The following is a 16490-nucleotide window of genomic DNA, read 5'->3' as shown; positions in this document are numbered from 1 at the left end:
GCCCTACGCCCCTTTACCGCCGGTAAAGGGGCTGTTCCGCGTAAAGAACACCTCTTCCCCGCCGTTATCCATTTGCACCCAGGTTTGCGCCAGCTGCGTGCTCGCAATCACCCGCCCCTGACGAATCGACCAGCGAACCGGCACCTGACAGCGCACCGCTTCAAAACCATTTTCAGCAGGCAGGATAATCAGGTTCGCCGTGTTACCGACCGCAATCCCATAATCCGTCAGGCCAAAGGTTCTGGCGCTGTGATGGGTAATCAGGTTCAGGCCGTCATTAATTTGCTGATAACCCATCATCTGACACACGTGCAGCCCCATATGTAGCACCTGCAGCATATTGCCGGTGCCCAACGGATACCACGGGTCAAACACATCATCATGGCCAAAGCAGACGTTAATCCCGGCGCCCAACAACTCTTTCACCCGGGTGATACCCCGGCGTTTCGGGTAATCATCGAACCGCCCTTGCAGATGAATATTCACCAGCGGGTTGGCGACAAAGTTAATCCCCGACAGTTTGAGCAAGCGGAACAGTCGCGAGGTATACGCCCCGTTATAGGAGTGCATGGCGGTGGTATGGCTGGCGGTCACGCGCGGGCCAATACCCTCTTTGAGCGCCAGCGCCGCGACGGTCTCAACAAACCGCGACTGTTCATCGTCGATTTCATCGCAGTGAATATCCAGCGGCCGGTCATATTTCTTCGCCAGCGCAAAGGCGATGTGCAGCGACTCCACGCCATACTCGCGGGTAAATTCGAAATGCGGGATAGCACCAACCACATCCGCACCGAGCTGCAGCGCTTGCTCCAGTAATGCCGCGCCGTCAGGGTATGAGAGGATCCCCTCCTGTGGAAAGGCGACAATCTGCAACTCAACCCACGGGGCCACTTCCTGCTTCACTTCCAGCATGGCTTTCAACGCGGTCAGGGTCGGGTCGGATACGTCCACGTGGGTACGCACGAACTGAATGCCGTTGGCAATTTGCCATTTTAGCGTTTTCCACGCCCGGGCTTTTACGTCTTCATGGGTAAGCATTGCCTTGCGCTCGGCCCAGCGCTCAATACCTTCAAACAGTGTGCCAGACTGATTCCAGTTAGGCTCCCCGGCGGTTTGGGTGGTATCCAGATGAATATGCGGTTCGATAAACGGAGGGATCGCCAGCCCGCCGCGCGCATTGAGCACTTCTAAACTTTCATGTCGGGTTTGCGCCATCGGTGTGATGGACTGGAAACGCCCGTTTTCAATCCCCAGTTGCCATAGTCCCTCGCGCCCCGGCAAACGCACATTCTCGATAATCCATAACGGTGTCGTGCTCATCATTACCCCCACATTTTGTGCATTTTTTCAGCGACAGAGAAACTTCTGGCATTTCCGTAACTTATAAAAATCCTGACAAATCAATTATCTACCCATTAAGGAGTAGGTAAAGGCGTATTTGATTCACATCAATAAGTAACGGGGCTGAATCGTTAAGGTAGGCGGTAATAGAAAAGAAATCGAGGCAAAAATGAGCAAAGTCAGACTCGCTATTATCGGTAACGGCATGGTCGGCCATCGCTTTATTGAGGATCTTCTCGATAAAGCCCCGGCGGATCAGTTTGAGATTACCGTCTTCTGTGAAGAACCCCGTATCGCCTACGACCGCGTCCATCTCTCATCTTACTTCTCTCACCACACGGCGGAAGAACTTTCGCTGGTGCGCGAAGGGTTCTATGAGAAGCATGGCGTTAAGGTACTGATTGGCGAACGCGCTATCACCATTAACCGTCAGGAAAAGGTGATTCACTCAAGTGCGGGTCGGTCGGTGTTTTACGACAAACTGATCATGGCGACCGGTTCCTATCCGTGGATCCCGCCGATCAAAGGCTCTGATACCCAGGATTGCTTTGTTTACCGCACCATCGAAGATTTAAACGCCATTGAAGCCTGCGCCCGTCGCAGCAAACGTGGCGCGGTGGTGGGCGGTGGTCTGCTCGGTCTCGAAGCGGCTGGCGCCCTGAAGAACCTCGGCGTCGAAACCCACGTTATCGAATTTGCCCCAATGCTGATGGCAGAACAGCTCGATCCAATGGGCGGCGACCAGCTGAAGCGCAAAATCGAAAGCCTCGGCGTGAAAGTTCACACCAGCAAGAACACCAAAGAGATCGTCCAGGAAGGCACCGAAGCGCGTAAAACCATGCGCTTTGCCGATGGCAGCGAGCTCGAAATCGACTTTATCGTCTTCTCTACCGGCATTCGTCCTCGCGACAAACTGGCAACCCAGTGCGGCCTGGCAACCGGCCAGCGCGGCGGTATCATGGTGAATGACACCTGCCAGACCTCCGACCCGGATATCTACGCCATCGGCGAATGCGCCAGCTGGAACAACCGCGTGTATGGCCTGGTCGCGCCGGGCTACAAAATGGCGCAGGTGGCGGTCGATCATATTCTCGGCAAAGACAACGTGTTTGAAGGCGCAGATCTCAGCGCTAAGCTGAAACTGCTCGGCGTCGACGTCGGCGGGATTGGCGATGCGCACGGTCGCACCCCAGGCGCACGCAGCTACGTGTACCTCGACGAAAGCAAAGAAGTCTACAAACGTCTGATCGTCAGCCCGGATAACAAAACCCTGCTCGGTGCGGTGCTGGTCGGCGATACCAGCGACTTCGGCAACCTGCTGCAGCTGGTATTAAACGCCATTGAGCTGCCAGAAAATCCGGATGCCCTGATCCTGCCTGCTCATGCAGCGGGCGGCAAACCGGCGATCGGCGTCGATAAACTGCCGGACAGCGCGCAGATTTGTTCCTGCTTCGACGTCACCAAAGGTGATCTCGTCAGCGCCATCAACAACGGTTGCCACACCGTGGCGGCGCTGAAAGCCGAAACCAAAGCCGGGACCGGCTGCGGCGGCTGCATTCCACTGGTTACGCAGGTGCTGAATGCCGAACTGGCGAAACAGGGCATTGAGGTCAACCACAACCTTTGCGAACACTTCGCCTTCTCCCGCCAGGAGCTGTATCACCTGATTCGCGTGGAAGGCATCAAAACCTTCGACGACCTGCTGAAAAAGTACGGCAAAGGCTATGGCTGTGAAGTGTGTAAGCCAACCGTCGGTTCCCTGCTGGCCTCCTGCTGGAATGAGTACGTACTCAAGCCACAGCACACGCCGTTGCAGGATACCAACGACAACTTCCTCGCCAACATTCAGAAAGACGGTACCTATTCGGTTATCCCGCGTTCTGCCGGGGGCGAAATCACCCCGGACGGCCTGATGGCGGTCGGTCGCATCGCCCAGGCGTTTAACCTTTACACCAAAATCACCGGTTCCCAGCGTATCGGCCTGTTCGGCGCGCAGAAAGATGACCTGCCGGAAATCTGGCGTCAGCTGATTGAAGCCGGGTTTGAAACCGGTCATGCCTATGCCAAAGCGCTGCGAATGGCGAAAACCTGCGTCGGCAGCACCTGGTGCCGCTACGGGGTAGGCGACAGCGTGGGCTTCGGCGTCGAGCTGGAAAATCGCTACAAGGGCATCCGTACCCCGCACAAAATGAAATTCGGCGTGTCCGGCTGTACCCGCGAATGTGCGGAAGCGCAGGGCAAAGATGTCGGCATCATCGCCACCGAAAAAGGCTGGAACCTGTACGTCTGTGGTAACGGCGGCATGAAGCCGCGTCACGCGGACCTGCTGGCCGCCGATCTCGATAAAGAAACGCTGATCAAATATCTCGACCGGTTCATGATGTTCTACATCCGCACCGCAGACAAACTGACCCGTACCGCGCCGTGGCTCGATAACCTGGAAGGCGGTATCGACTACCTGAAAGCCGTTATCATCGACGATAAGCTCGGTCTGAACGATCATCTGGAAGAAGAGCTGGCGCGCCTGCGCGGCCTGTTCGCCTGCGAATGGACCGAGACCGTCAACGATCCAGCGGCGCAGGGTCGCTTCAAACACTTCGTGAACAGCGCGCAGCGCGACCCGAACGTGCAGATTGTGCCTGAACGTCAACAGCATCGCCCGGCCACGCCGTACGAGCGCATCCCGGTCACTCTGGTGGAGGAAAACGTATGAGCTGGGTAACTATCTGTAATATCGACGCTATTCTGCCCGCAACCGGCGTTTGCGCACTGCTGGGTCAGGAACAGGTGGCCATTTTCCGCCCGCATCATGACCAACAGCTTTTCGCCATCAGCAACATCGACCCGTTCTTCGAGTCCAGCGTGCTGTCTCGCGGCCTGATCGCCGAGCACAACGGCGAGCTGTGGGTCGCCAGTCCGTTGAAAAAACAGCGTTTCCGTCTCAGCGACGGGCTGTGCATGGAAGATGAAAGTCACTCCATTGCACATTTTGAGGTGCGCGTGAAAGACGGTCAGGTACAATTGAAAGCCTGATAACCCCTTCCGGCGGCGTTCTGCCGCCGGAGTTGTTTTCCTCCTGTATCTGCGAGACACCATGGATCACTTACCCATTTTCTGTCAGCTGCACGACCGTGACTGCCTGTTAGTCGGCGGCGGCGACGTGGCGGAGCGCAAAGCCCGTCTGCTGCTCGAGGCGGGCGCTCGCCTGACCGTTAACGCGAAAGACTTCGTGCCGCAGTTTCACGTCTGGGCCGATAACGGAAGGCTCACGCTGGTGGAAGGTGAGTTTGACAGCGCGCTGCTCGACTGCTGTTGGCTGGCAATCGCCGCCACCGATGACGATGCGGTGAATGCCCGCGTCAGCGCGGAAGCAGAGCAACGCCGAATTTTCTGTAACGTGGTCGATGCCCCGAAACAGGCCAGCTTCATCATGCCGTCGATTATCGACCGTTCCCCGTTGATGGTGGCCGTCTCTTCCGGTGGAACATCTCCGGTTCTGGCGCGCCTGCTGCGGGAAAAGCTCGAAGCGATACTGCCGCAGCATCTGGGTCAGGTGGCACACTTTGCCGGACAGTTACGCAGCAGGGTCAAACAACACTTTGCCAACATAGGCGACCGTCGCCGCTTCTGGGAAAAACTGTTTGTAAACGATCGCCTGGCACAATCGCTGGCGAATCAGGACGTCAAAGCGGTGGCCGATATCACTGAACAGTTGCTCGACGCACCGCTGGATAACCGCGGTGAAGTGGTGCTGGTGGGTGCCGGGCCGGGCGATGCCGGGCTGCTGACCCTAAAAGGCTTACAGCAGATCCAGCAGGCGGACATTGTGGTTTATGATCGTCTGGTATCGGATGAAATCATGAATCTGGTGCGCCGCGATGCGGACCGGGTATTCGTCGGCAAACGCGCGGGCTATCACTGTGTGCCGCAGGAAGAGATTAACCAAATCCTGCTGCGGGAAGCGCAGAAAGGCAAACGCGTGGTGCGCCTCAAAGGTGGCGATCCGTTTATTTTCGGTCGCGGCGGGGAAGAACTGGAAACGCTGTGCCAGGCCGGGATCCCGTTCTCGGTCGTGCCCGGCATCACCGCGGCGTCGGGCTGTTCAGCTTACGCTGGCATTCCCCTGACTCATCGCGATTACGCGCAGAGCGTACGACTGGTTACGGGTCATCTCAAAACCGGGAGCGAACTCGACTGGCATAACCTGGCAGCGGAGAAGCAAACGCTGGTGTTCTATATGGGGCTCAATCAGGCGGCGACCATACAAGCTAAGCTCGCCGAACACGGCATGCCGCTCGATATGCCTGTCGCACTGGTGGAAAACGGCACCGCCGTCAGCCAACGGGTGGTCAGTGGCGAACTGGCACAGTTAAGCGTTCTGGCGCAGCAGGTTGCCAGCCCGGCGCTGATTATCGTAGGCAGGGTCGTTGAACTGCGTAATAAATTAAACTGGTTTTCACATCATTAAATACCCAGCCTGATGCCGGCAATATGTCGGCATCAGAATCACTCTATTTAAAATGATATTTCCCCTCTATATATTCACGTCAATGTTATATCCACATCCGGACACGGATAAATAGCAATAGTCGTTGTCGCGCCATTCATAATTCTTTAAATTCACACGCCGCTGATGATTAACGTGCCTCGTTAAACCATCGTTACGACGGAATTTATTTTCAATATTTAAGGGATTATCGAATGAAACACACTATCAAAATGATCGCTTTACTGGCGGCGCTCAGCACTCTGACTGCCTGTACTGGTCATGTAGAAAACAGAAGCAAAAGCTGTGGTTATGATTACTTACTGCATCCTGCCATTTCTATTTCCCGTATTATCGGCGGTTGTGGCCCGGCAGACGAAAAATAATTAATTTTCTGCACAAATAAAAAACCGGGAAACGTGTCCCGGTTTTTTATTATTTCTACTGACGCTTACGGTCTGGCGACAAAACCAATTGCTTCGTACACCGCTTTTAATGTTTCAGCCGCCTGCGCGCTCGCCTTCTGCGCACCTTCACGCATAATCTTCTGCAACAACTCATCGTCATTACGGAAGCGGTTATAACGCTCCTGCAGCTCGGTCAACATACCGGAAACGGCTTCGGCCACTTCGCCTTTCAGATGACCATACATTTTGCCTTCAAAGTGCTGCTCCAGCTCTGGAATGCTCTGCCCAGTCACGCCAGACAGAATATCCAGCAGGTTGGAAACCCCCGCTTTGTTCTGCACGTCATAACGAATCACCGGCGGCTCTTCGGAATCCGTCATCGCGCGTTTGATTTTCTTCACCACGGATTTCGGATCTTCCAGCAGGCCGATCACGTTGTTACGGTTATCGTCAGATTTGGACATCTTCTTGGTCGGTTCCAGCAGCGACATCACGCGTGCGCCAGATTTCGGAATGAACGGCTCAGGCACTTTGAACACCTCACCGTACAGCGCGTTAAAACGCTGGGCGATATCGCGACTCAGTTCCAGATGCTGTTTCTGATCTTCACCGACCGGGACCTGATTGGTCTGGTACAGCAGAATGTCGGCCGCCATCAGCACCGGATAGTCGAACAGACCAGCGTTGATGTTCTCGGCATAGCGAGCAGACTTGTCTTTAAACTGCGTCATGCGGCTCAGCTCGCCGAAGTAGGTGTAGCAGTTCAGCGCCCAACCAAGCTGGGCGTGCTCTGGCACGTGCGACTGGACGAAGATGGTGCTCTTCTCAGGATCGATACCGCAGGCCAGATACAACGCCAGCGTATCCAGCGTCGCTTTACGCAGTTTCTCGGGATCCTGACGGGCGGTAATGGCATGCAGGTCAACGATGCAGTAGATGCAATGGTAATCGTCCTGCATGTTCACCCATTGACGCAGCGCACCCATATAGTTGCCAATGGTCAATTCGCCAGACGGCTGTGCGCCACTAAATACGATGGGCTTAGTCATTTTTCACTTCCTGAATTTCACTGTGCGGGAGCCCGAGAGCGGGCAACAAATCGTTAAAATGGTCAAAAACAAAGTCGGGATGGCTGTCGGCAATCGCTTCGCCGTAGTTGTAGCCATAGGTCAGACCCACGGAACAGCAACCCGCGGCGGACGCCGCCTGAATATCATTGCGGGAATCACCGACAAACAGCAGTGCGCCAGGCGTCAGACCCAGTTTATCAGCCAGTAGCAGCAAGGGTTCCGGATGCGGCTTTTTGTTCTGCACATCATCCCCGCCGATCACCACGGAGAAGTATTTGGCGATATCCAGCGCCTCAAGCAGAGGGGCGACGAAAGGCGACGGTTTGTTGGTAACCAGACCCAGCGGCAGGCCTTTGGCATGCAGCGCGTCCAGGGTTTCTGCCACCGCCGGGAACAGATAGCTCCCTTCTTCGGCAAATTCCGCGTAGTAGCGGTCAAAGAGCTTACGCAGCACGCGCAGCTGTTCGTCCTGCGGGATATCGTTATGGTCAACCGACGGCTTACCCTGCGCCTTACGCTGGGTGGCGCGCTCTTGACGAGCCCAATTCAGCGCCCGCTCCATCAGCACGTCAGCCCCGTTGCCAATCCAGGTAATGACGCGCTCTTCGCCTGCGGTCGGCAGCTCCAGCGCATACAGGGCGCTGTCTACCGCTGCGGTTAAGCCCGGCGCGCTGTCGACCAGCGTTCCATCGAGGTCAAACGCTACGCCCCGAATCGCTTCTAATTTACTCATGACTTACCTTTGCCAGTTCACTGCGCATGTCATCAATCACTTTTTTGTAGTCCGGTTGGTCAAAAATGGCCGAACCGGCAACAAACATATCGGCACCCGCGGCAGCAATCTCGCCAATGTTATTGGCCTTCACACCGCCGTCGACTTCCAGGCGAATGTCAAATCCGGAGAGATCAATCCGACGACGCACTTCACGCAGCTTATCGAGAGTGTGTGGAATAAAGGACTGGCCGCCGAAACCCGGGTTCACGGACATCAGCAGGATGACGTCCAGCTTGTCCATCACGTGATCCAGATAGCTCAGCGGCGTCGCCGGGTTCAGCACCAGGCCAGCCTTGCAGCCGTGTTCTTTAATCAGCTGCAAAGAGCGATCGACATGGTCGGAGGCTTCTGGATGGAAGGTGATGATGCTGGCGCCTGCGGCGGCAAAATCAGGAATGATGCGGTCTACGGGTTTGACCATCAGGTGGACGTCAATCGGAGCGGTGATGCCGTAATTACGCAGTGCTTTGAGCACCATCGGTCCCATCGTCAGATTGGGCACATAATGGTTGTCCATTACGTCGAAGTGGACGACATCGCCACCTGCCGCCAGGGCTTTGGCGGTGTCTTCACCCAGACGGGCAAAGTCTGCCGACAGAATCGAAGGGGCAATCAAATACTGTTTCATCCGCATCTCCTTGAAAACGATTATGGGGTGGTCGGGCGATACAGCGCCAACAGTTCATCCACCTTTTTGCGCGTCCCGCCGTTGCTGCTGATGCTGCGACGGACCTTGACCTGAAAATGTGTTGCTTCTTTGTACCACTCACGCGTATCCGGCGTGTCATGGTTCGAAATTAACACTGGAATTTGGTTGCTGACCAGTTTTTCTGCCATTTCGGCCAGGTGCTTCTGCTGGTCGGGCGTAAAGCTGTTGGTGTGATAAGCGGTAAAATTCGCGGTTGCCGACAGCGGCGCATACGGCGGATCGCAGTACACCACCGAGTCTTTGCTGGCCATCGCCATGCATTCCTCGTAGGACATGCAGTGAAACTCAGCGTTCTGCGCCTTAAGGGCAAAATGGTTTAGCTCGGCTTCGGGAAAATACGGCTTTTTGTAACGGCCAAACGGCACGTTAAACTCGCCTTTGAGGTTATAGCGGCACAGACCGTTATAACCATGACGGTTCAGATACAGGAACAGCACCGCGCGACGCAGCGGTTCCCGGCACTGATTGAACTCGCTGCGCAACTGGTAATAGATTTCGGCGTTGTTATTGGCAGGAACGAACATCAAACGTGCGGCTTCGACATACTCGGCGGTACGCGTTTTGACGATGTTGTAGAGATCAATCAGGTCGCTGTTGATATCCGCGAGGATATAACGGGAATAGCGGGTGTTCAGAAACACAGAACCCGCACCAACAAAGGGCTCGATCAGACATTCGCCGTCAGGCAGATGTTTTTCAATATCGTTCAGCAGAGGATATTTTCCCCCTGCCCATTTCAAAAAAGCGCGATTTTTTTTCATGCTGTCTGGCTACTTACACTTTCTCAGGCTGAGGAGAAAAGCTCCTGCAGCATTCTGCGCTTAAAAACACATTCGCCTTCAGCCCGCACAAGCAGACTGAAGGCGCTGTGTCATGTACTGCTATTGTTTCAGATCGGACTGCACCTGATGCAGCGGCTTAGCCCATGGGTTTTTCGCCTGGACATCAGCTGGCAGCGCAGCAACGGCGCGTTTCGCTTCATCTTTCGTCGCATAGGTACCGCTGACCAGTACATACCATGGCTGACCGTTACGGGTGGTCTGATAAACCACGTATTTCTGGATGTTCTCTTTTCTTGCCCAGTTGTTCAGGTTGTCATAGTTTGACGAGCTGCTGAGCTGCAGGGTGTAGTGATTCCCTGGTGCACCTTTCAACGACGCCACATCACCACTTGCTTTACCCGCAGTCGTAGCGGCTGGTGCCGTAGCTGTTGCGGTTGGTGCCGCAGTGGTTGCCGCCGGTTTAGTCGCGGCAGGTTTCGCCGGTTCTGTCGCTGGCACTGTGGTTTTCGCCGGAGTGCTGGTAGCAGCAGTTTCAGTACGCTTAGGCTGTTGGGCGACCGGTTTAGGCGCGGTGGCTTTCGCCGTCGCCTGCGGTTTGCTCTGCGGCTTCGGCTCAATCACCGCATGCTTACGCTCTGGACGGGTCGTGGCAGCCGGTGCCGTTGTTGCGGCGGTGCTGGTTGCCTGACGCGGCGTGCTACCGTTACGCACCGGTGCAACGGTAGCTGGCTCGGTCGGCAGCGTCGAATTCGCTACCGCGCCGTCAAGCTGCCCCTGTTGCTGAGTCAGCGCGTTGTTCAGGTCACCCTGCACTTCGACACGCTGCTGGCCTTGCGGCGCGGCAGTATCCTGACCCTGAGTAGGGGTAGAGGAAATCGGCGGCAGCGAAACATCCTGCTGCGGATTGGTGGCGGTCTGATTGGCAGGGGCTGCACCCGGCGCAGGCTGTGCGCCATTGGCCTGATCGGCTGACGTTCCGCCGTTAGCGGCAAGATCGATGCTCTTCGCATCGCTTGAAGCCTGCTCGTTAGACGTCGATGGGGCTTTCAGCGCAGAGCCAATCCCAACAATCAGCAGCAGCAAAACCAGAATCCCCACGCCCATCATGATGTACTGGCGGGAGGCAGGCTTACTGGCAGGCATTTTTTTACGTTTACGCGGACGGCGCTCGACTTGCTCTTCCGCCTCAGCGTCTTCTTCAGGATCGTAATACTCTTCTTCTTCTAAACGTTCCGCGCGTTCTTCACGCTCATCGCGTGCTTTACGGGTACGCGCCGGGCGACGCTCATCGGCATCGAGATCGACGTCATCGAAGTTGATCTGCTGATCGTTTTCACGATCGGAAGACTGACGGGAACGACCAGCACGACGATCGCTGGGATCGGGTTTCAGATCGTCTTCTGGTTTAAATTCATCCATTTAACACCCCACTAAAAGGCTTATGCCAACCACACTTGCACATCACCTGAAGTTAAACACCGCAACGGCGGCATGACCTTTCTTATTAGTTACGCCTGCTGACAGTCAGCAATAGCGCCAAGAACCACATCGTGCGCAACACCACCACGCACTTCACTTTTGCCAATCGAAAGCGGCAAAACTAAACGCATCTCACCGGCGAGCACCTTTTTATCCCGCAGCATGTGCGGCAGGTACGCATCGGGAGACATTTCACGCGGGCCACAAACTGGCAGTTTCGCCCGTTCGAGCAGAGCGATAATCCGCTGCGTGTCTTGTGCCTCAAACTGACCGAGGCGCTCCGAAGCACGAGCCGCCATGACCATTCCGGCCGCGACCGCTTCTCCGTGAAGCCAGTTACCGTAGCCCATTTCAGCTTCGATAGCGTGACCAAAGGTGTGCCCCAGATTCAGTAAAGCACGTAAGCCCGTTTCCCGCTCGTCTGCGGCAACAACTTCGGCTTTCAGCTCACAACAGCGACGAATACAGTACGCCATCGCCTTTTCATCGAGCGCCATCAGCGCATCAATGTTGTTTTCGAGCCAGGAGAAAAATTCTGCATCCAGAATGATGCCGTACTTAATCACCTCGGCCAGGCCGGAGGAGAGTTCACGCGCAGGGAGCGTTTTTAGGCAATCAAGATCGATAACCACATTCACCGGCTGCCAGAAGGCGCCAATCATGTTTTTACCGAGGGGATGGTTAACGGCCGTTTTGCCGCCAACGGAGGAATCAACCTGTGACAACAGGGTGGTTGGCACCTGGATAAAGCGCACGCCGCGCTGATAGCTGGCAGCCGCAAATCCGGTGAGATCGCCTACCACACCGCCACCGAGGGCAATCAGCGTGGTATCACGACCGTGAGGTTTTTTCAGTAACGCCGTGAAGACGGTATCCATCACTGCCAGCGTCTTGTACTGCTCACCGTCAGGAATGATTACGCTGTCGACGTTAACGCCAGCCTGTTCGAGCACTGAACGCACCTTGTCCAGATAGACAGGTGCCAGCGTTTCGTTGGTGACCAACATAACCTGGTCGCCCGATTTCAGTGGCAGGAAAGAAGCTGGATCGTTAAACAAACCAGCCGCGATGGTAATCGGGTAACTACGTTCCCCGAGAGTTACTGTAAGCCTCTCCATAACGCGACGTCCACCTTGGTTACTTACATTCACTGGCAATGTGCACGCAATCCTTCAGGCTGCTTGCTGGTCGGTAGCTTTCGCGCCCCGTTTGCTGACAGATGTCAGCAAGAGTTCACGCCGTTGCCGCCAGGATGCAGCTTGAACGATTTCGTATAGCGTTGACCAGAATCAGTTACTTTCCAGCATGTTAATGATCTGGTTTGCCACCACTTTCGCGCTCTGATCGTCAGTGCGGATAGTGACATCGGCAATTTCTTCGTACAAAGGATTGCGTTCGCCAGCCAGCGCTTCCAGAACTTCACGCGGAGGCGTTTCAACCTGCAGCAGCGGACGTTTTTTGTCACGTTGCGTACGAGCGAGCTGTTTTTCGATCGTGGTTTCCAGATACACCACGACGCCGCGAGCGGACAGACGATTACGCGTTTCACGGGATTTCACAGAGCCGCCGCCAGTAGCCAGCACAATACCCTGTTTTTCCGTCAACTCGTTGATGATCTTCTCTTCGCGGTCACGGAAACCTTCTTCGCCTTCTACGTCGAAGACCCAGCCTACGTCAGCGCCGGTGCGTTTCTCGATTTCTTGATCAGAATCGTAGAATTCCATATTGAGCTGTTGGGCTAACTGGCGCCCAATAGTGCTTTTGCCGGCACCCATAGGCCCAACCAGAAAGATATTGCGTTTCTCTGCCATTTTTTCGGTACTACTAAGACTATTTCGTTAATAATAAACCCGCGACGCGAACCACACGGCGACGCCAGGCATGAACTGAAACCTCATATGCGATAGTGCGAGAGTCAGACCGAAAATTATCTCAATACTCCGGCAGGTTTGGCAACTCTAATCATTACCGGATTTTTTAGGGGACCGACTCTCAAATCGGTACTCCTTGTATGCTAAATCCGGCCTCACGTCAAACACCTGAAACGTGTTCACTGTGAAAAAGAGCGCCAATAAAAGGCTTATTGCGCAGAAATAATACGCGGGGTAATGAACACCACCAGCTCGCGGCGCTCGCTATCTTTTCCGTCATGACGGAACAACTGCCCCAGCCAGGGGATATCGCCCAGGAGTGGAACGCTGTCTCGCCCGGACTTTTTCTTTTGCGAGAAGATGCCGCCCAATGCCAGCGTTTCACCACTTTTAACCTCTACCTGCGTCTCGATTTCCTGGGTATCAATGGCCAGCACTTCGCCATCTGCCTGCTGCAATACCTGCCCCGGCATATCTTCGGTTATCTTCAGTTTAAGGCGTATACGGTTTTTCTGCAGCACGGTGGGCGTGACTTCCATCCCGAGAACCGCTTCCTTAAATTCCACCGAGGTTGCCCCGCTTTCCCCACTCGATACCTGATACGGAATTTCCGTCCCCTGCTTGATGCTGGCGGGTTGTAAGTGAGAGGTCAGCAAATGCGGGCTGGCGATAATCTCCAGTTGCTGCTGTTGTTCCAGCGCCGAGAGCTCGAGCTCCAGCAGCCTGCCGCCAATTTTGCCGATGTTAAAACCCGCGTGGGTGGTCGCATTCGCCACCGAAAGATCGCTGTTAAGCGTGGTCATCTGCCCGGAACCGACGCTGCCTTCTGCATCGGCCAGGTTCCATTTCACGCCCAACTCACGCAGGCTCTTTTCATTAATTGTTACGATATGCGCGGTCAACTCGACCTGCCCGACCGGCAAATCCATCTCACTGACCCAGGCGAGCAGGTCCGTCAGGTGCGGTTGATCATCACGAACCAGCAGACGATTGGTGCGCTTATCGACCGTCATCGTGCCTCTGGCACTGAGCATTTTTTCTCCGGCTTTCGCCAGTTCCGTCGCATCAGCGTATTGCAGAGAAACGCTTTGCCCTTGCAGCGGTAACGTTTGTAAGCGCTTCTGGCTGTCGGCGTCGTGCTGCGCCTTTTTCTCCGCCAGCCAGGCTTTGGTGTGCACGAACAACACGTTGCCCTGCGTCTCGAACCCTAACCCCGCGCTACCGGTGACCGTCTGCAATGCCACTTTCCACGGCACATTAATCAGCTGCAACGAGATCTGCCCGTTAACGTCCGGGGCGATAACGATATTCCGCTCGCCGAGCGCCGCAATAGCCTGAAGTACCTGGCTGACCGGTACATCATCCACCGCCAGCGACACCGTTTTTTCCTTTGCCGGGGCCGCCGTCGCCATCAGCAGGATCCCCAACAGTATCCTTCGCATCATCTTTCGTTCCCTCTTTCAGCCAGCGCCACTGCGAGGTTTCGCAGTCTGCGTCGGCAGTCATGTCCATCTGCTCTGGCTGAATGCCAGACACAACCCAACCGTTATCCAGCCGCTGCCCTTTTATCAGGCGTCGCCATTTTCCGCTGGCATCGCGTACGATCCCCGTACGCTGTTCACCGTGGCTAACCATGCCCTGGTAATGCCAAAGCATCATCTGCGAAACGGCACAGCGGTCTTGCGGCGGCAGAAACGGGTCACGCATCCCCAACAACAGCGGCAGTGTAAGCACCATCGGTACACGCCAGTCAGTCATCGTCGAGGGCCTCAAGCTGGAGCGTCACTTTCAGCCGCTTTCGTTCCGGCACAATACTGAATCCCCGTACCGACTGGCCACGTTCCGCCAGCCGGATAAATAGCGGGGGAATACTCTGCCAGTTAGCCTCCAGAGCCAGCTCACCGCCTGCGCCTACTGGTTGCCAACTCACGAGATGGCTGTCTTCGGTATCGAAATCGAGAGCCGAAAAGGGTTTGGCAGGTGAGGCTGGCTCAACAGGATAATCCCCCCGCAGCGGCATCATTTTCTGCCACTGTGAGCTGAGCGGGACCGGCATCTCGTCGCTGATGACCTCGCGATGGCAGTAAACCCCTGGCGCCATTAACAGCCCGACCATCAGTAGCCCTGCGCCGAGGCGAATCCGGGGTGAGAAATCACACCAGCGTTCAGCGAGATTTCCCATCGCCGCCCTCCGCCTGTAGCTGATAGCTAAACTGCCAGTGTCCCTGCGCATCCCGAAGCATGGCTCCCGGGCTCACGGCGCGAAACCCTGGCAGGCTGCGTACCGCCGTATCAACCTGCGACAGCGCGGGAAAGCGGTTAGCGAGCCCCGTAAAGCTGAAAGCGTTGCCCTGCCATGTCACCGCCGTCAGCCACGCCTGTTCAGGGAGATATTCAGCTAAACGCTGCAGCGTGGATTGCCAGCGACGGGTGAGCGCCCGCTCCCGACGGTGGGTCTCGACGTTTTCCCGCCGTTCGAGCTCAGCATGCAGTTGCTGTTCCCGCTGAATAAATGCCTGAAGCAGTGCCCTATCGTTTTGCTGGCGCAGCGCCTGCTCTTTCTGCTGATGCATCTGCCCGGCCCGTCCGGCGAAAATCAGCATTAACGCGATTAGCCAGGCACCGACGAACAGCAGTCCCCAAAAACGCACACACTCCCGCCGACGCCGTTCACGCCAGCGCAGCAAATTCAATGGCCGCGCCATGTCACGCCACCCCTAAGGCGAGGGCCAACGCGATGGCAAAGGCATCCCCGTGTTGTGGTAAAGGCGGTTGAAGCTGATTGAGCGGAAACCAGGGATTAAAACTCAGCCCGCTTTCAGGCTGGGTGGTGCACACCAGCAGATCGGCGGGGGCGTCGGCGCTACAGCCCCAGGCCTCACGCGTCGCCCACAGCCACTGCTGTCTGTCCTGCCAGCACACACCGGGCACATCTTTCGCTATCCACGGGAGAAAGTTTTGCAGCGCGCTGGCATCCGGCGCGATAGCGCACAGGTTCAAACCGGCGGCGCGAAGACGCTGTTGCAGCACCTCCACATCACGTCGTCGAACGGCGGTCACGCTGTAACTCTTTGTGTCAGCGGTTTGGTAATCAAACGCGAGGGTTTCACTTGGCATTTCAAGCTGCTTCGCCACCGTGCTGGCCACCCATTGCGCGGTTTCACTTTCGCGCAGAATCATCTGCGGCGTCGGAAGCTGTCTTTGCAGCGTGTCGGCTGCGGGAATGGCGGCGACAAGCCGATGAAAGCGCGGCATTTCACGCTGAATTCGGCGCAGGGCCGCAATAAGATGTTGTTCGCTGGCATCGGTTTCCACAGGCAGTTGCCACCAGCGCCTTAACGCTCGCCCGGAACGGGTTTTCTGTACCGCGACGCAGACGATACTGTCCTGCTGAAAGTGCAATCCTGCCTGCCACTGACTGTAAGCCATTCTGAGATCTCCTTATCCTTTAAACCACGCACCTGCCAACGCCCGTACAGTTTGAAATATGACGGGTATATCAATGCTTATGGGTTGCCTTTATACTACCGCGCGTTTGTTTATAAACTGCCCAATGACCACTAAATGGGA

Annotated in this window: 17 protein-coding genes; 4 read left to right on the top strand and 13 right to left on the bottom strand. The window is 55.8% G+C overall.

Going from position 1 to position 16490, the window contains the following annotated elements:
- Nucleotides 1-3 precede the first annotated feature (3 nt).
- The gene (locus tag ACG0Z5_RS13175) at nucleotides 4-1320 is read right to left on the bottom strand and encodes a cytosine deaminase (protein WP_394448100.1); all 1317 of its coding nucleotides are present in this window, start codon (nucleotides 1318-1320) and stop codon (nucleotides 4-6) included.
- 190 nt (nucleotides 1321-1510) lie between these two features.
- On the opposite strand from ACG0Z5_RS13175, the gene nirB reads away from it, so the two are divergent.
- The 4 genes from nirB (at nucleotide 1511) to ACG0Z5_RS13155 (ending at nucleotide 6213) form a co-directional block, all read left to right on the top strand.
- Complete coding sequence (gene nirB, locus ACG0Z5_RS13170; RefSeq protein ID WP_394447994.1) at nucleotides 1511-4054, top strand: nitrite reductase large subunit NirB; 2544 nt, start codon at nucleotides 1511-1513, stop codon at nucleotides 4052-4054.
- Complete coding sequence (gene nirD, locus ACG0Z5_RS13165) at nucleotides 4051-4374, top strand: nitrite reductase small subunit NirD (protein WP_319627005.1); 324 nt, start codon at nucleotides 4051-4053, stop codon at nucleotides 4372-4374. The genes nirB and nirD overlap by 4 nt, the downstream gene beginning before the upstream one ends.
- A gap of 61 nt (nucleotides 4375-4435) precedes the next feature.
- Nucleotides 4436-5809, top strand: coding sequence for a siroheme synthase CysG (cysG, locus tag ACG0Z5_RS13160; RefSeq protein ID WP_394447992.1), 1374 nt, complete (start codon nucleotides 4436-4438; stop codon nucleotides 5807-5809).
- 233 nt (nucleotides 5810-6042) lie between these two features.
- The gene (locus tag ACG0Z5_RS13155) at nucleotides 6043-6213 is read left to right on the top strand and encodes a YhfL family protein (RefSeq protein WP_319627007.1); all 171 of its coding nucleotides are present in this window, start codon (nucleotides 6043-6045) and stop codon (nucleotides 6211-6213) included.
- A 65-nt stretch (nucleotides 6214-6278) separates the two neighbouring features.
- Here the strand turns inward: ACG0Z5_RS13155 and trpS are convergent, their stop codons facing one another.
- From trpS to ACG0Z5_RS13095, 12 genes are all read right to left on the bottom strand, one after another.
- Nucleotides 6279-7283 (bottom strand): tryptophan--tRNA ligase, encoded by a 1005-nt coding sequence (gene trpS, locus ACG0Z5_RS13150; protein ID WP_319627008.1) that lies wholly within the window; start codon nucleotides 7281-7283, stop codon nucleotides 6279-6281.
- A complete protein-coding gene (gene gph / locus ACG0Z5_RS13145; protein ID WP_319627009.1) occupies nucleotides 7276-8037 on the bottom strand; it encodes a phosphoglycolate phosphatase in 762 nt (253 codons plus the stop codon). The genes trpS and gph overlap by 8 nt, the downstream gene beginning before the upstream one ends.
- Complete coding sequence (gene rpe / locus ACG0Z5_RS13140) at nucleotides 8030-8707, bottom strand: ribulose-phosphate 3-epimerase (protein ID WP_394447989.1); 678 nt, start codon at nucleotides 8705-8707, stop codon at nucleotides 8030-8032. Before rpe ends, gph begins: the two co-directional genes overlap by 8 nt.
- 20 nt (nucleotides 8708-8727) lie before the next feature.
- Nucleotides 8728-9549: an adenine-specific DNA-methyltransferase gene (dam, locus tag ACG0Z5_RS13135; RefSeq protein WP_394447987.1), complete on the bottom strand. Its 822-nt coding sequence runs from the start codon at nucleotides 9547-9549 to the stop codon at nucleotides 8728-8730.
- 120 nt (nucleotides 9550-9669) lie between these two features.
- Entirely contained in the window at nucleotides 9670-10989 is a 1320-nt protein-coding gene (gene damX / locus ACG0Z5_RS13130; protein WP_394447985.1) for a cell division protein DamX, read from the bottom strand.
- Nucleotides 10990-11078: 89 nt separating this feature from the next.
- A complete protein-coding gene (gene aroB, locus ACG0Z5_RS13125; protein ID WP_394447983.1) occupies nucleotides 11079-12167 on the bottom strand; it encodes a 3-dehydroquinate synthase in 1089 nt (362 codons plus the stop codon).
- Between the two features lie 171 nt (nucleotides 12168-12338).
- Nucleotides 12339-12860, bottom strand: a complete 522-nt coding sequence (aroK, locus tag ACG0Z5_RS13120) for a shikimate kinase AroK (RefSeq protein ID WP_312628434.1) — start codon at nucleotides 12858-12860, stop codon at nucleotides 12339-12341.
- Between the two features lie 269 nt (nucleotides 12861-13129).
- Nucleotides 13130-14362 carry a DNA uptake porin HofQ gene (gene hofQ, locus ACG0Z5_RS13115; protein ID WP_394448098.1) on the bottom strand — a complete coding sequence of 411 codons (1233 nt, stop codon included), beginning with the start codon at nucleotides 14360-14362 and terminating at the stop codon, nucleotides 13130-13132.
- A complete protein-coding gene (locus ACG0Z5_RS13110; protein ID WP_394447981.1) occupies nucleotides 14280-14678 on the bottom strand; it encodes a HofP DNA utilization family protein in 399 nt (132 codons plus the stop codon). Before ACG0Z5_RS13110 ends, hofQ begins: the two co-directional genes overlap by 83 nt.
- The gene (locus ACG0Z5_RS13105) at nucleotides 14671-15102 is read right to left on the bottom strand and encodes a hypothetical protein (RefSeq protein ID WP_394447979.1); all 432 of its coding nucleotides are present in this window, start codon (nucleotides 15100-15102) and stop codon (nucleotides 14671-14673) included. The genes ACG0Z5_RS13110 and ACG0Z5_RS13105 overlap by 8 nt, the downstream gene beginning before the upstream one ends.
- Nucleotides 15086-15625, bottom strand: a complete 540-nt coding sequence (locus ACG0Z5_RS13100; protein WP_394447977.1) for a PilN domain-containing protein — start codon at nucleotides 15623-15625, stop codon at nucleotides 15086-15088. The genes ACG0Z5_RS13105 and ACG0Z5_RS13100 overlap by 17 nt, the downstream gene beginning before the upstream one ends.
- A gap of 1 nt (nucleotide 15626) precedes the next feature.
- Nucleotides 15627-16349: a pilus assembly protein gene (locus ACG0Z5_RS13095; RefSeq protein ID WP_394447975.1), complete on the bottom strand. Its 723-nt coding sequence runs from the start codon at nucleotides 16347-16349 to the stop codon at nucleotides 15627-15629.
- Nucleotides 16350-16490 lie beyond the last annotated feature (141 nt).

Origin of the sequence: Scandinavium sp. M-37, from assembly GCF_043558715.1 — a bacterium.
Lineage (GTDB): Bacteria > Pseudomonadota > Gammaproteobacteria > Enterobacterales > Enterobacteriaceae > Scandinavium > Scandinavium vulneris_A.
The sequence above is the reverse complement of the archived record's forward strand: the minus strand, read 5'-3'. Positions and strand labels throughout refer to the sequence as shown.

What these genes read in the sequence shown, in the direction of transcription:
- gph (WP_319627009.1), bottom strand. Translation starts at nt 8,037, where the DNA reads ATGAGTAAATTAGAAGCGATTCGGGGCGTAGCGTTTGACCTCGATGGA.
- trpS (WP_319627008.1), bottom strand. Translation starts at nt 7,283, where the DNA reads ATGACTAAGCCCATCGTATTTAGTGGCGCACAGCCGTCTGGCGAATTG.
- nirD (WP_319627005.1), top strand. Translation starts at nt 4,051, where the DNA reads ATGAGCTGGGTAACTATCTGTAATATCGACGCTATTCTGCCCGCAACC.
- rpe (WP_394447989.1), bottom strand. Translation starts at nt 8,707, where the DNA reads ATGAAACAGTATTTGATTGCCCCTTCGATTCTGTCGGCAGACTTTGCC.
- ACG0Z5_RS13110 (WP_394447981.1), bottom strand. Translation starts at nt 14,678, where the DNA reads ATGACTGACTGGCGTGTACCGATGGTGCTTACACTGCCGCTGTTGTTG.
- dam (WP_394447987.1), bottom strand. Translation starts at nt 9,549, where the DNA reads ATGAAAAAAAATCGCGCTTTTTTGAAATGGGCAGGGGGAAAATATCCT.
- ACG0Z5_RS13155 (WP_319627007.1), top strand. Translation starts at nt 6,043, where the DNA reads ATGAAACACACTATCAAAATGATCGCTTTACTGGCGGCGCTCAGCACT.
- ACG0Z5_RS13095 (WP_394447975.1), bottom strand. Translation starts at nt 16,349, where the DNA reads ATGGCTTACAGTCAGTGGCAGGCAGGATTGCACTTTCAGCAGGACAGT.
- aroB (WP_394447983.1), bottom strand. Translation starts at nt 12,167, where the DNA reads ATGGAGAGGCTTACAGTAACTCTCGGGGAACGTAGTTACCCGATTACC.
- cysG (WP_394447992.1), top strand. Translation starts at nt 4,436, where the DNA reads ATGGATCACTTACCCATTTTCTGTCAGCTGCACGACCGTGACTGCCTG.
- damX (WP_394447985.1), bottom strand. Translation starts at nt 10,989, where the DNA reads ATGGATGAATTTAAACCAGAAGACGATCTGAAACCCGATCCCAGCGAT.
- ACG0Z5_RS13105 (WP_394447979.1), bottom strand. Translation starts at nt 15,102, where the DNA reads ATGGGAAATCTCGCTGAACGCTGGTGTGATTTCTCACCCCGGATTCGC.
- hofQ (WP_394448098.1), bottom strand. Translation starts at nt 14,362, where the DNA reads ATGCGAAGGATACTGTTGGGGATCCTGCTGATGGCGACGGCGGCCCCG.
- aroK (WP_312628434.1), bottom strand. Translation starts at nt 12,860, where the DNA reads ATGGCAGAGAAACGCAATATCTTTCTGGTTGGGCCTATGGGTGCCGGC.
- ACG0Z5_RS13100 (WP_394447977.1), bottom strand. Translation starts at nt 15,625, where the DNA reads ATGGCGCGGCCATTGAATTTGCTGCGCTGGCGTGAACGGCGTCGGCGG.
- ACG0Z5_RS13175 (WP_394448100.1), bottom strand. Translation starts at nt 1,320, where the DNA reads ATGAGCACGACACCGTTATGGATTATCGAGAATGTGCGTTTGCCGGGG.
- nirB (WP_394447994.1), top strand. Translation starts at nt 1,511, where the DNA reads ATGAGCAAAGTCAGACTCGCTATTATCGGTAACGGCATGGTCGGCCAT.